Raw genomic sequence first — 15,648 nt, forward strand, 5'->3', positions numbered from 1 at the left:
CAATCGAGGGCGGGGCCGTCCTGACGAACTTTGGCCCCGCACCTCGAACGAGCAAACGCTTACCAGCACGAAGCGCGCGATCGCATTACCGCGATACCTCCAGCGATGCCGAGCACTAACAACGCGGCAGTACCTGGTTCCGGCACTGGAACCGTCCAGCCGATGGTCGTCGTGGCCGAACCATACGACGCAAGCGCCTCGCCGGTGGTCGGGTCGCCTAGATAGACCTCATAGGTCATGGAGTACTCGCCTGGCATGTCGGCCACGTACATGTCGTGCTGCATGTCGCCATCCCACATCCAGCGATCCCCATCGTTGAGATACAACGGCTGCATCGTCCAGTTTGCCATGCCCATTCCCATGCCCCCTTCGTACACGCGGAGCGTCGCGCCGGCCGGGGTGGTTTGATCCATCCGGCGAATCCAAATGGCCGAGTCTTCGGGCAGCACCACGATGTTGTCGAAGTTCCACCCGTACTGGCTGTTGAAGTACTGGTTCTCAATCACATCGAACTGGTCGGGTGTGTAGTCGACTCCCTCGCCGGACATCATGGTGACCATCGTGGTGGCTGCGTGCACGGTAACGCTCGACTCGTCGAAGTCGATCGAGAGGTGCTTCATGCCATTGTTGGCGACGATGCCATCGCCATTGGTGGCACTCGGCAGCGGTGGCAGCACCGCCCCCGCGTTGGCACCCAAGGCGAGCAAGGTAAGTAGTAAGAAGCTGGTACGTTGAATATTCACTTGGCTGGTTCCTTGTTGAAATATCATGAGCTTGTTGAAGTGTTGTGAGAGAGTAGAGCGGTCGAACGTCAGCGCAGGCCGGCCATGCCGGGATCCCAGCGATCGATCGATTGCTCCATGTCGAACGTCTCGTTCAGCAGGTGCGACGAAACGTGTCCATCGACCCACAGGTAGTTACTGACGCCTTGATGTCGGTCGAAAGCCACTTCCGGCGCGCCGCCGAGTCTCCAAAAATGGGCCATGATGTGATCGGTGGTCGAGTCGGATAGTAACTCGCCGACCATTACCGTGCGGCTGGTCGACTCGATGCTCCGCAACCGATGGTAGGTGGGGCCTTCGCGCACCCCCTCCACGTTGCCGGTTTCGACCGACGTCAATTCGAACCACACGTTCTTGCCATAGCTCCAAAGTTGCAGGTTGTCGCGATCGTCCTCAGGGCATCGAAACGACTGGCGCATCAGCGCGTCGGGCAGGGGGCCCAAGGCTGGCTCGACCGTGGGGTCGAGGTACGGCGCAATCCGCTGCCCCCATTGGAACTCGCGATGGGCGAATGCCGAATGGCTGCTGCGAGGGAATCTGCCCTGGTTGTCTTCCAGAAACAGATGAAACGCCAAGCCGATTTGTTTGAGGTTGTTCGCGCACTCGGTCCGGCGAGCTGCACTGCGGGCCGCCTGAACTGCTGGTAGCAACAGCGCTACCAGCACTCCGATAATGGCGATCACCACCAGCAGCTCGACGAGCGTAAAGCCACGTCGAGTGGACATAGAATCTCCTTCGCGCACGCTCTCACGTCAGGCCAAGCCAGGTCGGCAAGGCGCGCAGCTCGAGCGCGGTGAATGCGGACAGTAAAAATTGTCGCGATTCAGCTGATGTGCTGAGGAGGGGGCGTGGCAGGCTCGTAAGACATCGAGCTGCAAAGACTCCCAGCCAGCGGTACGAGTCGCTCAGGCGACGCGGCTGGCCAGGCTATTTGGATTTCGGGCGGAGTGGTCTTCAGCATGCAGAGCCACCACTTCAGCGTTCCGCCACAGGTGGCTGCTTGCCAGGCTGAGGTGCGACTGCAAGGCTCCGCGGCATCGGCGACTTCTTCCGTCGCAGCGGTTTCGGCGGATTGGCAACAGCAGCAACAAGGCTTGCTCGACTTGGTGCTGGTTGCACATGTCTCGGGCGAGCTTGTCGTCGACTCGCAAACGGTTGGTTCCTCGATCCAGGGGGCGACGTTCAGCCGTTGCTCGCGGGCTAGGGCCAGGGCGAACTCCGGCGGCCGCACACCTTCGTTGCGCGCCCACGCGAGGCGTTCGGCAAGCGTATGGCAGCAGCAGTTGGTCCAGCACACCAGCGCCGAATCGCAGCCGCAGCTACAGTTTTCGCACGGATAGCGTTCGATCGTGCGTTTCGCAATCCGCGGCAAGTCGAGCGGCACCCCCACCGCAGCGACTGCGAAGGCAGTCAGCAGCAGCGCAGCGATGAATCGGCGGTGGCGAACCAGCGACATAGCAACCGACAAACGGGGCGAGTGTGCGAAAACAGACCATTATTACAGTTCACGCACACTTCGCTAGCCAGTGTGTCAGAATGTCGCAGTTAGCCACCCGTAGGAGGTGGGTATATAGGTCGGGTTACCGTCCGCCGGGCACGAGTTCGTTGTCGGCCAAACGGGTCCGCCAGAGCTTCACCGCGCGTTGCTGACGATTAGGCTCGGTGACTACCGGATTGTAGCCCAACGTCTTGCCACCATAGATTTGCTTAAGGTTATGGATGGCCAGCACGCGATACTCCAGGCGATCGTGCTCGAGCCAATCGATCAGTTGGCGGGTGATGCCGCTCTTGACCTGATCGGGGGTCGTGCCGATTTGCGCGGGAGTGTAACCGCGAAGCATGTTAAACAAGTCGTCGGCCAGGTCGGCACCTCGTTGCTCGGTAAGCGTCTGGTGAACCAGCTTCGCCGCTTGGGTGCTACGCGACATCGCCAAGCGAAGTTGCGTGATGTGGTCGTCCCAGTTCGATTGCTGCTGCGTGTCGGCCAACGCTTGCACGAAGGGTACGAACTGACCAACATGCGTCGCACACGTGGCCGCGAGTGCTTTGTCTTCGCGACGGCGAGAGGTTTCGAACAGTTCCAGCAACTGAATGCGGGCGGGGCGTTCGGTGTCGAGTTGCTCTTCGAACGAACTCGATACGTTCTTCTCCAGGTAGTCGAGCGACTTGCCTTCGAGCCAACCCGCGTCGTCGGTCAACGCCACCGGCGCGGCATCATGCCATTCCCATTGCGAGGCCGTGGCCACCGGCAGGGTGCCCCAGGTCAGGTTGCCCGTGGGAGCGTAGAGCATCGCGTGGAATGCACCCAGCGAGTTCTCGACATCCGCGCCGGGGATGAAGGGGCGATCGACATCCAAGGCCAGCACGGCCGTCGATTCCATCACTACCTTCTTCGACTCGTCGCCGATCATTAGTTCCACTTCTACCGGTTCCATCCCGGTGTTGAGCAGCAGGAAGCGGCCATAGGTCACCGCGATCCGCGGCATCTTGCCATCGTCGCCATAGCTAACCACTGCATTCGCCCCGTCGCACATCTCTACACGCAAGGCACCCGAGGCCAACGCGAGCGAGGGTCGATAGGTCGGCAGCGACAGCAGGTGGTCGCCTTCGATGATGCTCGGGCGAGTCGGCAAACGGAGCCAAGCCCCTTTCGCTTCGTCCCAGCGGAGCAGCACTTCCTGCGAAGTTACCACGGTGCCCAGCGGCATCGGCCCAGCAGGCTCAGTGGCTTCGTCGGTGGCTGATTCCATCTCGGCGGCATCGACCGAGGGGTCGGCCGTCGGATCCACTAGCGGATCCACCAACGGATCGACCACGTTGTTGGGATTCATCGCAATGAGAGGTTCGGTGGTGTCGGCCGCATCGGTCACGGGAGGTTGCTCGACGATGGTGGTCTCTTCCACCACCACGTCAGGCGTGACAGCCGTGTCGGGTATTTCGAGCGGTGGTACTTCAATCGCCGGAGTCGAGTCGACCATCGCTTCGTCACCGTCGGCTGGTTCCACGACCGGTACCATTTCTTCGACGACGGCTTCGGGAGTCGGATCTTCGAGCGGGCCATCCAGACCGGTGATCACCGGTAGTACAAAGTCGTCTTGCTCGTCTTCGGTTGCGGGAGCCGGAGTCAGTTCGTCGGGACCACCTGGAACGGTGGGAGCATCAATCGTAAGTACCTCGGGCTCAACATTCTCTTCGGGATCGACCGGCGCTGCAGGAGTGCCAGCATCGGGCGCGGGGGTGTTCGCATCGGCCTGGGCGACCTCTGTTTCCGACGAGTTGTCGGAGTTGAGCATGCCGTTGGGGCCGAACAGCATGAAGCCGCCGAAGCCAAGCAGCAGGGCAGCCGCGAACATCAGCGCGTAGCGACCCATCGACGACGATTCGCTCGCCCGCAGGTAGTCGGGCACTTCCGACTTGTGGGGCTCGGCCAGCGTGCTCTTGGGGGTGACCTTCTCGGCCGGGGCGGGAGTGGTTTCCACCGGGGCTTCGGCCTCCGCTTCGGCGGTGGCTGCGCCGGCCATGGGGTGGGGAGCATCGAGTCGCAGCTTGCGCCACTCGTCGACACGGGTGGGGATGCCGTACATCCGCTCGCGCATGGCGGGGTCGATCTCGGCCGGTTCGCCGAGGACCATTGTCAGGATGTGATGGCAAGAAGCCACTTCGGCAAGATGCACATCGGAGTCCAAGCAGACCTGCTGGTATTCCGACATGTCGTCGGCCGACATCGTGCTGTCGAGGTATTCGGCTGCCGCGTTGGGGTCGAGGTCCATGCCATCGCCGAGTACCGGAGGGGCGCCCAGACGCAGCCGCCGCATGGCATCGCGGGTGCGGTGCAGCAGTTCGGTCGCGTTCTCGCTGGAAGCTACCTGTTTGGCCAAGTTCTCTTGATCTGCGGGATCAAGAATATCGTCCATATAAGCCAGTAGGGTGCGTAGGGTAAGTCGCATGGTATTCGCAGGGAGTAAAAGGCATCACTCGGTTCGCCGTACGGCTTGCGTGCGGGCGAGGGTACGCGGAACCGCGCGTATCCATAAGAGTTAGTGGCAACTCGGCGACCGATCCGTGCAAGAAAATGCCACAAAGGCGAAAAAATCGCTACGAGCGGTGCGTTGCCACCAGCACCGCGATGCCAGCCAACGTCACAAACCCTGTGACCACAAAGGGATGCAGCGGCGGCTCGACCGGCGGCGGGGTTTGCCAACTGCTCGGCTGTTCCCACCCGTCGACGGTGCGGACCCACGTGAGTTGCGTGGGAGAGTGGGCCATTTCAGTCTCGAGATCGTTGCGCGTTGGCACCACGGCCGCTATCGCTCCTACCGATAGCAAAAACAACGTGATGAAAAGGATGCTACGCAACGGACTTGCCCACCAGCGAAGAGAATCGCTCGAGTGGTGCTGCCAGAGAGAACCCAGGCAGCACCACTGGAGACGAAAGAAGGATGCTGGGGATGGGTAAACGCAGCCGTCGTGCCAGAGCCGCGGGGGGAAGCTCGCGATGCGATGCAAGTGCTTGCGATTACGGCACTTAGGGCGTTTCGCCGCCCAATGCACCGAGTCGCTGGTGTGGCAAAAGCACCTCATCGCTGTGGGTGCGCGTCGCGGAAGTGCCACGTGTCGCTAGGAAGCAACGAGCCGCTTGCCGAGTAGCCGAGGGCAAACCGGTTCGACAATTGGGCCGTTTTTCGCTGGAAATTGGCCACTGATAGTGGTCTAATGAATAGGTATTTGAGGCTTTTGGCTATCCGCTTTCGGCTGTTGGCTTTCGGTGAAAGGAGGTTTGCGAGATGTGATGCTTGTTTGAATGGCAGACTCATAGCGACGCGCAGGCGAATGGTTGCTGGCGTGGGCGCTGGCTGCTGCGCGTGTTGGTAATTTGGGTGATGGGGCTGCGTCGCTGTCGCTCCTGGACCGCATCCTACAACTTGCGCGTTGGTAATGCGTGTGAAGTGACTCGCTGAGATCTTTCAGTCGCTGGAAGCTCCCTCAAGATGACATCCCCTATCTCCTGACCCCCGAATCCTGACTCCTCCCAACAATAGTTTCCCACCCATGGGAATCTATTTTGGGCAACTATCGCGGAGGTGTTGATGCAACTTGTTACCGGTCAACGACTTGCGATAGATTCCCATCGCGAAAATAGATTCCCACTCGATGCGTTTTGGGAAATGGGAATCTATTGGGGCGCGAAAACCGCTGGTTTTGCAGCGTGGGCGAAGATTCAATTTTCCCATCGGTGGGTAAATTGGGAATCTATTCGCACGGCGTGGGAATCTATTCTGATCCGGCGGCAAGTTAGCGGACTTGGGTGGAGTGCAAAGGCAAGCAGGCATGCCCAACCTGCTGAGGCTGCCAATCCGCAACTTGCGGTTCGGTCCGCTTTCGCGAGGCTTGTACGAACGAGTATGCAATCGCATTTTTATTTATCTTCGCGCGGTGTTGGTTGGTGCTTTACAGCCTCGCTATTCGGCACCAATTATTGCTTCAGTAATTCCGAAAATTTGCATCCGTGCGCGCAGCAAGAGAGTGTCCAATGCGCCACAGATTACCAGGCGATTACAAGCAGTAGCTTCGCGCAACTCGTTTTTTGGATGTTAGTCGAGTAATGCCAAGTACTTGCGACGCGATTTTAAAATTAGTGCTTGGGTCCTACGGAATGAGTGCATAGAATGCACTCACACCACAGAGCGCGTGCCGTGTGCAAGGAAGCTTTCGGCCTGTGAACAAGCTGCCCTCTCACGTGCATAACATCATCATGCCCCAACGCAATTCACGTACAACTCGTGCGATCCGCGAAGCGGAAGGTTACTTGGAACTAGGACTCCCTGAGTACGCAGCGATGGTGCTGCGTCGCCGGCAAACCGTCGTTGTCGACAGCGCCAGGGCCAACTACCTGCTTGGCGAAGCACTGCGCGAAGTCGAGCGATATAACGAAGCCGCGGAACCACTCGAACGGGCGATCGAGCTCATGCCCGAAGACATGCATGCGAGCCTCGCGCTGGCATGGTGTTACAAGCGAACCGGTCGGCTGAAGCATGCGATCGAGACCTTGGAAGTCGCCCTGGAGAGCGACCCCCGCGAAGCGATTCTGCATTACAACCTGGCTTGCTATTGGAGCTTGGCTCGCAATCGTCGCCGGGCGCTCCGGTGCTTGAGTCGCGCGCTCGATCTCGATGGCAACTACCTGGACCTGGTGCCTTACGAGTCGGACTTTGACGCGATGCGTGATGATCCCGACTTTCAGTTGCTCACTAGCCTGATCGTGTGAGTGATTCGCTAGTCAAGTCAGCTACTCGGCTGCATGCAACATCCGGCGATACGATCGCCGGCCCGCTAGAACGCTCTCCGCGGAACTGGTAGGTTTGCGTAGAACGGGTGGCCTGTAGCAGGTACAGGCGACCATCGCGCCGCTCCGCACGTTTATCGCTGAGAGTCCGTTGAATACTGCCGCATCGTCTGAGTCTGCCTCGTTGTCGTCGGAGCCTGGTCCGCAGCTTCTGGTATCGATCTGCACGTATAACGAGCGCGAGAATCTACCGCCGCTGGTGGAGTCGATTCACGAGCACGCACCCGACGCCCACATACTGGTAGTCGACGACGGCTCGCCCGACGGCACCGGCGAGCTAGCCGACCAACTGGCCGAGAGCGACCCTCGGTTTCGTGTGCTGCACCGAGCCGGCAAGCAGGGGCTCGGCACCGCCATCCTGGCAGCGGTGAACTACGCCATCGAGCATCACTACGACCAGTGGCTTAACCTCGATGCCGACTTTAGCCATCATCCGAAGTACATACCCGCCATCCGCGCAGCGATGGGCCACGCCGACGTAGTGATCGGTTCGCGCTACGTGCCCGGCGGCGGTACTGTGGACTGGGGATTCAAACGCCGGGCGATGAGCTGGGCCATCAACACCTACGCTCGCACGCTGCTGCGATTGCCGGTACGCGACACCAGCGGCAGCTACCGTTGCTACCGACTCGATCGGTTGCGCGAGCTCGACTTCAGCCTGTTCAAAGCCCGCGGCTACGCAGTGCTCGAAGAGCTGCTGTACCGCTGTCGGCGGATCGGTTGCCGCTTTGCCGAGGTGCCGATCGTGTTCGAAGACCGCCGCTACGGGCAGTCGAAAATCAACTACGGCGAAGTCTTCGCTGCCTTGAGGGTGATCGCCAGCCTAAGCCTCGAAAGCCTGACCAGTAAACGCGTGACGAAAGCGAGTGTGAGTGAAGCGGAAGGAGTTTCGTGAGTGTTCCGCTAACAGCAATGGAAGAAGAAGCTTAGCTTCGTGCTAAGCGGCGGCGAAGAGTTCGGCGTAGTCGAGTACCCAGCGTTCGATGATTTGCTTGAACTCATCGAGGTCGGTGTCGTCGAGTTTGCGGAAGAACTGGCGATTGAAGTTCTCTTTGTTCCGCACCGCCCCTTTGGCGGTCAGCTCGAGCACGTGGTACGTGTTGAAGGTGCCGACCAGTAGTTGCACTCGGCTGTAAGCGTTGTTGCGTTTGCCGCGGTCGAGCACCAGGTCGTCGCGAGTCACGGCGCCGCCCCAGCCGCGTTCTTCCATCACGGTCTCGTAGCGAAAGCCGGGAAAGTTATCCGACAGTTGCGCAAGGCAGTGCTCGATGTGATCGGTCAGTTCCAACCGATAGTTCGAGTGCAACCGGCGGAGTTCCTCCTCGCTCATCGCCGCGGCCGCTTCGCGCTGCTCGCGTTCGTCGCGGGCGCGTTTTCCTCGTTCGGTGGCAATCTGCAATCGCTGGCGAAAATCCATAGAGCGGCAACAAGGGGGATAGGGCAGGGGGGCGAAAGGGCGAAACAGCCAATTCTACGCCAGCGACGGGGCTCCGCCCACCCCGTTCCGTGCGGAACGGGGATCGGTAGCCAGCGGGCCTTCGGCAAATCTCGGCAAGATTAGCTGCCGCTGTTCGAATCGTCCTGCTTGTCTTTCGTCGACTGCTTTTTGTGGAATTGCAGCAAATCGCTGAAGCTTCGCATCGCTTCTTTGCCCTCTTCCATCTCCTTGGTGAGCGGCACCACCTCGCGTTTGGCTCGCTTCTCGAAGCTGCCAGTGCGGGGTCGTTGAGGCTTCTCGCCGCGGCGGCCACGTCGATCGCCCCGGCGTCCGCCGCCGCCACCGCCAGCCGAGCCGCGCGAGTCGTCGCGACGACCACCACCGCTGCGGGGTGGGCGCGAGGAGGTCGAGGCGGAAGCGCCTTGCTCGCCACCGCCACTGCCAGCGGCCGGAGCGGCTTCTCCTGGTTTTGCCCCGGAGCTGTCGGTCTTCGGCTTTTGCGGTCGCCGCTTCGGTCGTCGCCGAGGAGCTTTCTCGGGCTTAGGACGTTCGGTGCCAGGTTCGATCATCGTCAGCGCGACCCGACGGCGCTCCGTGTCGATCGCGGTCACCCAGCAGTCGACTTGATCGCCGACCGATACGACCTGATGCGGATCGCGAACGTAGTCGTTCTGCATCTGGCTCACATGAACCAGACCTGAGTCGGACAGGCCGACGTCGACGAACGCTCCGAAGTCGACCACGTTCAGCACAGTGCCGCTGAGCTTCATGCCGACTTCCAGGTCGTCGAGCTTCACCACGTCGCGGCGGAACACCGGCGGCGGCAAGTCGCTACGCAGGTCGCGGCCGGGACGCTCGAGGGCTTCGATCAACTGCGCAACGGAGTGCTCGCCGAGTTCCAGCTTGGCTGCCAGTTCGGCGCGGTCACGTCCTTCGAGCGCGGCGGCAAACTTCTTGGCCCAACCTTCGCGGCCAACCTCGGAAGTTTCGATGCCAAGCTCGGACAGCAATCGCTCGGCGGCTGCGTAGCTTTCGGGGTGCACCCAAGTGGTATCAAGCGGATTGTCGCCGCCGTCGATCTTCAAGAAGCCAGCGGCTTGCACGAACGTCGCCTCGCCTAGCCCGTTGACGTCAAGCAGCTGCTGACGCGACTGGAACGGGCCTTTCTCGGTGCGGTGTTCTAGGATGCGTCGGGCGACCAACTGGTTGAGACCTGCGACGTTCTTCAGCAGCGCACTACTGGCGGTGTTCACGTCGACACCCACGAAGCTCACGCACGACTCGACTGTTTGGTTGAGCGTGTCCTTCAGATGGGCCGGCTTCGCGTCGTGTTGGTAGAGACCAACGCCGATACTGGCCGGATCGATTTTCACGAGCTCGCTCAGCGGATCCTGCAGGCGGCGACCGATGGAAATCGCGCTGCGGTCGATCGCTTCGCAGTCGGGGAACTCCTCGCGGCCGATCGCACTGGTGGAGTACACGCTGGCGCCGGCTTCGTTAACAATCACATACTGAATTTCGGTGTCGGCCAGTTCGCCGGCCAGCAGTTCGCTCACCATGTTCTCAGTCGGGCGACAAGCCGAGCCGTTGCCGATGGCAATCACCGACGGCGAATGCTCGCGGATAAACTCGAGCAACTGTGTGCGGGCCTCGGCGGTTTTCTCTTCGCTGCCGGTGATGTTCACCAGCCCGATGGTTACCAGGTTGCCATGCTCGTCGATCATGGCCAGCTTGCAGCCGTTCTTATAACCAGGATCGATCGCCAGTACGCGTCGCCCCGGCACCGGTGGTTGCAGCAACAGCGCCCGCAAGTTGCGCGCGAACACTTCGATCGCGTGGGTCTCGGCTTTGTCAGTCAGCTCCCGGCGCGATTCGCGTTCGAGGCTCGGCAACACCAGCCGCTCGAGGGCGTCCTTCATGCAGCCCCGCAGGTACTCGGCATGCGCGTGCTCGGCGGGCACGGCTTGCTCGATGGCCAACTGCTCGAGCGCGGCGGCGTCGCATTCCACGCCGACGCGAAGCACCTTGGCCTTCTCGCCGCGGTTGATGGCCAGCACCCGATGGGGCGGCACCCGCGAAAGTGGTTCGCGATAGTCGAAATAGTCTTTGAACTGGGCGTTCTTCTTGTGATCGTCCGAAATCTTGGTCGCAACCAACTTGCCGGTCTTGCGATACAGTTTGCGCAGTCGTTGACGCAACTCCGCTTGCTCGCTGTACCGCTCGGCCAGGATGTGGCCAGCACCAATCAGCGCGGCCGCACCGTTTTCGACTTTGCGATCTTCGCTAACGAACTGAGCCGCCCGGGCGTCGAGATCCTGGGCCGCTTCGGCCTGGTCGAGAATCTCCATGGCCAGCGGTTCGAGCCCTTGCTCGCGAGCCTTGGAAGCCAGCGACTGCTTCTTTGGCTTGTACGGCAGATAGAGGTCTTCGAGGCGCCGGAGCGTCTCGGCCGCCTCGACACTGGCCCGCAACTCGTCGGTGAGTTTGTGCTGCGACTCAAGCGAGCGAAGGATGGTTCCCTTGCGTGCCTCCAAGTTTCGCAGATCGGCCACCGCGGCGCGTATGTGTTCGATTTGTTCTTCATCAAGCCCGCCAGTCTGATCGCGGCGGTAGCGGGTGATGAACGGAATGGTGTTACCTGCGTCGAGTAGCTCGACCGTGGCGCGCACTTGTTCCACTGGCAACTTAGTGGACCGGGCAACCCTAGTGAGATCGACTGCGAGAGAGGAATCCATGAAAAGCCTTGTGACAGGCGAGCGACACGTGTCACCCGAGGAAGGGGTGATAGACGAACCTAGTAGCTAGTGGCTCGTGGCTCGAACAGAAAGGAAAGGTCTGAAGTTTACGAATGCAATTCAAAAGACAATGGGGGGATTATTCAAAACGTCGGCGAGTGACCAATAGGTAGATCGAGAAGAGGATGCGATGGTTCGGTTCTCTCGCTCAACGATGGGATGGGAATGCAATGCTATCAAAGATTCATCATACAGGTTTTCACAGGGTATTTTGAATGGCTCGGGCCGAACCTGTCAAGAAATCCCGGCAGCATTGCTAGCGGTTAAAACAGTTTTTTTCCTCAAAACCGGCCTATACCGCCAATCGGGCTAATTGCTCGCTGATGGGCTACCCGATGTTAACCGAGCCGGAAAGATGCCGGCCGCTCGTCTACCCCCAACGATTGAAGTGAAGGATTCACGCCGATGCCTGCTACCAGACTTCGACTGTATCGTGGCCCGGAACAACCCACCGAAGGTGCCGAACCAGAGCTGCAAAGCTCGGAGCGGAAGAAGGTGACTCGGCCGGCAGGCGAAGTCATGGCACTGCTAGCCGACGCGTATGCGAGTAGAAGGACCTGGTTGTCCGATTTCGACGAAGATCACATCACCATCTCCAACGATCTGTACGAAGTGTTGCTCGCGTACCGCTTTTTCAATCGTCCTGCATAGTCAGCAACCCGCGTCATCAGGCTCGCCTTGCGTGTTCGGCACGAATTAGGGGGCCTGGCAGTCTCAGGCTGGTTCTCCGTGTGATCATAACGACTGCGCTTGCAGATGGATGCGCCGCGATGGTGCGACGTGCCGAAAAACCTGGTTTTCTCCTAAGTTGTTTCCTGAAAACAACTTAATGCGATTGTCGCGGCTTCGGTCGGGGCTTCTGGCACTGTGGTTGCCTTAACGGTATGGCATGACCGGCCAACGCCGGAAACCACTTTCCACCTTCTTTCGCATGGGAGACCCAGTCATGTCACGTTTCACTACTTTCGCCGCTCTTGTTTGTGTTGCTGTCGTTTCGTTCGCCGCTACTAGCTCGGCTCAAACCGCCAAGATGTTCATCGGTGGTCCTCCTCAGGCTCAGCCTCAGCCTCGAGTGCAACCCTTCGTGCAACCGGTTCCCGATACGGTTCCGTTGCCTGCCTTCGGTTTCCAGAGCTACAACATCGCCGGCTACGGCGAACGCGTTACTCACGTCAACTGCTACGGCCGCGCATCGCAGCTCGGCTTGGAGCCGGGCGACACCATCCTGACGCTCAACGGCATCCCGCTGACCTACCACGGTTCTTGGAATCAGGCCCTTTACAGTGCCATGCAACAGGGCGGTTCGGTAACTTTGGCTATCCGCGACGTTCGCTCCGGAGCAGTCGTGTATCGCACCACCTACCTCGGCGGCGGCGTGATCGGCAACCCGGTTGGCCCCATCACCCCGAAGAGCATGCCAGTGGCCCCTCCCACGTTGAAGCACCAGGTGCCCAAGAACAGCAACCATGGTCATGGTAGTGCTCAGAACTACAACCCCGGAACCACCATCCAGGTCGGCAACGTCGCCAAGGTTCAGCTTCCCAATCTCGGTAACCTGATCAAGAAGGGTAACTAAGACCACAACCGCCGTACGGCGTTCTACATAACCAACCGGTCGGTGTCCCGCGGGATGCCGACCGGTTTTTTGTGCGCTGCGAGTGAGGTGAAGCTCAATCGAGCCAGATGGAAATACCGACTGCAGCAAGAAGAGATTTGGCTGCCGCGAAGAAACCAACGGTCGTGATTAGCAAGACCAGACCAATTCCATGCATGAGGCGTCTGTCGATGTTGCCAGCAAACAAAGTAACCACTACAGCGATTTCCAGTCCCAGGAAGGTAAGCGTGGCGAGGAAAAGCAACCATCCCCACAAGTTAAGTCTGCCTAAGTCGAAGTTGGCGAACCTATGCTGAAGGCTTGCATGAGTTGAGCTCCGAATGGTTGGATGCTTACTTAGGTCTTCTACGAAGCGATTTTGCAGTGTTTTGAAATGGTCATTTGTTGCTTCGGTTGAATTGGATTCGCTTCGTTCAGCAATTCGGACTTGCCGAATACCAAAGGTTAGTAGAAGAGTGCCAATGCTTGCCAAAATCGCCATGGCAATCCACTCTTCAGGTTTCAGGCCTTGATTCGTAAGCGTCGTGAGCCCGACCGCTAGAATCACGAGCGTCACGATACCGAAGCTCACCAAGGTGATTCCGATAGCATATCGAAATTTTATGGCAGTTGATCTTTCCATCGTGGCACGTGTTCTTAAGAGCTCAACTCGTGCACCATATCCACCAGTGCCCGCGCGTTGTCGGGCGGGGTTTGTTGCAGTACGCCGTGGCCGAGGTTGAAGATGTGCCCCGGGCGGCCGGCCGCTTGGTCGAGCACTTGTTGAGTGCGGGCGCGAATCGTATCGCGATCGGCCAGCAGCACCAGCGGTTCCAAGTTGCCTTGCACCGCGCGGTCGTGCCCAACGCGTTGCCACGCTTCGTCGAGATCGATTCGCCAGTCGACTCCTACTACGTGCCCGCCAGCGTCGGCCATCGGCTTGAGCAGTTCGGGGTTGCCGGTGCCGAAGTGAATGACCGGCACGCCCGGCGTGAGACTCGCGATGAGCGACTTCACGTGCGGCGCGACGTAGGTGTTGTAGTCGCTGGGGCCAAGACAGCCGACCCAACTATCGAACAGTTGCACTGCTTGCGCGCCGGCTGCGATCTGAGCGTTCAGGTACGACGCGACCGAGCGGGCGAGGCGGCTCAGCAGGGCGTCCCAGGCCGAGCGGTCGCGGTACATCAGCGTTTTGGTGTGCAGGTAATTGCGACTCGAGCCCCCTTCGATGGCATAGCTGGCCAGCGTGAAGGGAGCCCCCGCAAAGCCAATCAGCGGCAAGTCGGCAGGCAGGTCCGCCCGCGTTTGCTTGACCGTTTCCATCACGTAGTCGAGCGAGTCGATGCTCTCGAGGTCGAACACCCGATCGACATCACTCGCTTCGCGAACCGGATTGTGAATCACGGGACCATCGCCAGGAGCGAACTCGAGGTCGAGCCCCATCGGTTCGAGAATCGGCAGCAGGTCGGAGAAGATGATGGCCGCGTCGACGCCGAGAAACTCGACCGCCGTACACATCACTTCGCTGCAGAGTTGAGGGTTGCGACAGAGTTCAAGGAAGCTGACCTTCGCGCGGACTTCACGGTACTCAGGCATGTAGCGGCCTGCTTGTCGCATCAACCACACCGGCGTGTAATCGGTTGGCTCGCCGCGGCAGGCTTTGAGGAACGCGCTCTGCTGGTACGGTTGGTCGGCCTGCTCCGCAGGCGGGGTGAGTGTGGAGAGCGTCGCGACGCGTTGCTTTCGAGCGACCAGTTCGTGCGATTGCTCGGCCAGGCGATTGACCAGGATGCCCATCTTCGGTGGCGACGCTTCGAAGTCGACTGGCAGTTCCAATTCGCGGAGCGCGTCGCTACAGGTGGGACCAATCGAAGCGAACACAGTTTGCCTCGCTGCTTGCCGCACTGCATCGGCCAGTCCCAGGTCGTCGGCCATCTTCAGCACGTTGTGCACCTGGTTGGCCGAGGTGAACATGGCGATGTCGAGCTTGCCATCGGCCAGCAAGCGAATGTTGGCTTCGAGCGGGGCGGAGTCTTCCGGGAAGTCCCACGTGTAGACCTGCAGTTGGTCGACCTTCGCACCGCGGGCTTCGAGCCCGGCGATCAAGCTTGGGTTCGAGACGCCGTACTCTTGCAGACCGACCGTCAGGTTGGCCACGGGGAAGCTCGCGTCGAGCGTGTTCAGGAGCTCGCGCCAGGTGTTGGGTTCCGGAACACGGAGTGACGGGGTGATGCCGAGTTGTTTGAGCACTGCGGTTGGCTTTGGACCACGGACTAGCGTGGTGGTGTCGCTAATCGCGTCGAGCAATCGCTGCTTGCCGACGTGCCGCTCGACCTGATCGACAAAATGCTGGGTGCCGACGCCGGTCATCAAAACGAACAGATCGATCTGCCCGGTCATCAGCCGATTGGCGAACTCGATGGCCGGGCGGGGGTCGGGATTCGGCACCTCGCGCATCGAGGGACTCACGTGGGCCTGCCCGCCAGCTCGCTCGATGAGTCGCTGCATGTCGTCGGCGCGACGGCTTTCAAACGAAGCGACGTGAAGTCCAGCGAAGTTGCGCGATTGGTCAGGCATCGAGTGAGTGATCCGAGGGGGAGTGATACTAAACGTATGGATAGTGAATGGAGTCCGCAATGGTTCGCCGGGAGCGGAAAATGTCAATCCTTGTCGCCTGGTTATTGTAGGTGAGTTTT

At 60.0% G+C, this 15,648-nt stretch carries 13 protein-coding genes and 1 pseudogene; 4 read left to right on the forward strand and 10 right to left on the reverse strand.

The genetic code is table 11. The features are described from left to right. Positions 1–59: 59 nt before the first annotated feature. The 6 genes and pseudogenes from Pan181_RS02050 to Pan181_RS02070 all read right to left on the reverse strand — a co-directional run bounded on the left by Pan181_RS02050 (position 60) and on the right by Pan181_RS02070 (position 5,138). Entirely contained in the window at positions 60–743 is a 684-nt protein-coding gene (locus tag Pan181_RS02050; protein WP_197528838.1) for a PEP-CTERM sorting domain-containing protein, read from the reverse strand. A 68-nt stretch (positions 744–811) separates the two neighbouring features. Continuing rightward, complete coding sequence (locus Pan181_RS27105) at positions 812–1,201, reverse strand: H-X9-DG-CTERM domain-containing protein (protein ID WP_315861143.1); 390 nt, start codon at positions 1,199–1,201, stop codon at positions 812–814. Positions 1,202–1,294: 93 nt separating this feature from the next. Further along, positions 1,295–1,507: pseudogene (locus tag Pan181_RS27110) on the reverse strand (type II secretion system protein); the annotation flags it as partial. A 98-nt stretch (positions 1,508–1,605) separates the two neighbouring features. Beyond that, positions 1,606–2,238, reverse strand: a complete 633-nt coding sequence (locus Pan181_RS02060; protein WP_145245255.1) for a hypothetical protein — start codon at positions 2,236–2,238, stop codon at positions 1,606–1,608. A gap of 124 nt (positions 2,239–2,362) precedes the next feature. Further along, positions 2,363–4,729 (reverse strand): hypothetical protein, encoded by a 2,367-nt coding sequence (locus Pan181_RS02065; protein ID WP_145245256.1) that lies wholly within the window; start codon positions 4,727–4,729, stop codon positions 2,363–2,365. A 148-nt stretch (positions 4,730–4,877) separates the two neighbouring features. Continuing rightward, the gene (locus tag Pan181_RS02070) at positions 4,878–5,138 is read right to left on the reverse strand and encodes a hypothetical protein (RefSeq protein WP_145245257.1); all 261 of its coding nucleotides are present in this window, start codon (positions 5,136–5,138) and stop codon (positions 4,878–4,880) included. A 1,360-nt stretch (positions 5,139–6,498) separates the two neighbouring features. Here Pan181_RS02070 and Pan181_RS02075 point away from each other — a divergent pair. Beyond that, on the forward strand, positions 6,499–7,047 hold the full coding sequence (locus tag Pan181_RS02075; RefSeq protein ID WP_197528839.1) for a TPR end-of-group domain-containing protein: 549 nt from the start codon (positions 6,499–6,501) through the stop codon (positions 7,045–7,047). Positions 7,048–7,216: 169 nt separating this feature from the next. Next, positions 7,217–8,020 carry a polyprenol monophosphomannose synthase gene (locus Pan181_RS02080; protein ID WP_145245258.1) on the forward strand — a complete coding sequence of 268 codons (804 nt, stop codon included), beginning with the start codon at positions 7,217–7,219 and terminating at the stop codon, positions 8,018–8,020. Positions 8,021–8,062: 42 nt separating this feature from the next. Here the strand turns inward: Pan181_RS02080 and Pan181_RS02085 are convergent, their stop codons facing one another. After that, entirely contained in the window at positions 8,063–8,542 is a 480-nt protein-coding gene (locus tag Pan181_RS02085; protein ID WP_145245259.1) for a hypothetical protein, read from the reverse strand. 140 nt (positions 8,543–8,682) lie between these two features. Continuing rightward, on the reverse strand, positions 8,683–11,298 hold the full coding sequence (locus Pan181_RS02090) for a Tex-like N-terminal domain-containing protein (RefSeq protein ID WP_145245260.1): 2,616 nt from the start codon (positions 11,296–11,298) through the stop codon (positions 8,683–8,685). A 465-nt stretch (positions 11,299–11,763) separates the two neighbouring features. Here Pan181_RS02090 and Pan181_RS02095 point away from each other — a divergent pair, with 465 nt between their 5' ends. Both Pan181_RS02095 and Pan181_RS02100 read left to right on the forward strand, forming a co-directional pair. Then, complete coding sequence (locus Pan181_RS02095) at positions 11,764–12,009, forward strand: hypothetical protein (RefSeq protein ID WP_145245261.1); 246 nt, start codon at positions 11,764–11,766, stop codon at positions 12,007–12,009. Positions 12,010–12,304: 295 nt separating this feature from the next. Beyond that, positions 12,305–12,934, forward strand: coding sequence for a PDZ domain-containing protein (locus Pan181_RS02100; protein ID WP_145245262.1), 630 nt, complete (start codon positions 12,305–12,307; stop codon positions 12,932–12,934). A 94-nt stretch (positions 12,935–13,028) separates the two neighbouring features. On the opposite strand, the gene Pan181_RS02105 is transcribed toward Pan181_RS02100, so the two are convergent. Both Pan181_RS02105 and hemE read right to left on the reverse strand, forming a co-directional pair. Continuing rightward, a complete protein-coding gene (locus Pan181_RS02105; RefSeq protein WP_145245263.1) occupies positions 13,029–13,595 on the reverse strand; it encodes a hypothetical protein in 567 nt (188 codons plus the stop codon). 14 nt (positions 13,596–13,609) lie between these two features. Beyond that, positions 13,610–15,529 (reverse strand): uroporphyrinogen decarboxylase, encoded by a 1,920-nt coding sequence (hemE, locus tag Pan181_RS02110; RefSeq protein WP_145245264.1) that lies wholly within the window; start codon positions 15,527–15,529, stop codon positions 13,610–13,612. Between the last annotated feature and the right edge of the window lie 119 nt (positions 15,530–15,648).

It is taken from the genome of Aeoliella mucimassa (assembly GCF_007748035.1).
GTDB lineage: Bacteria > Planctomycetota > Planctomycetia > Pirellulales > Lacipirellulaceae > Aeoliella > Aeoliella mucimassa.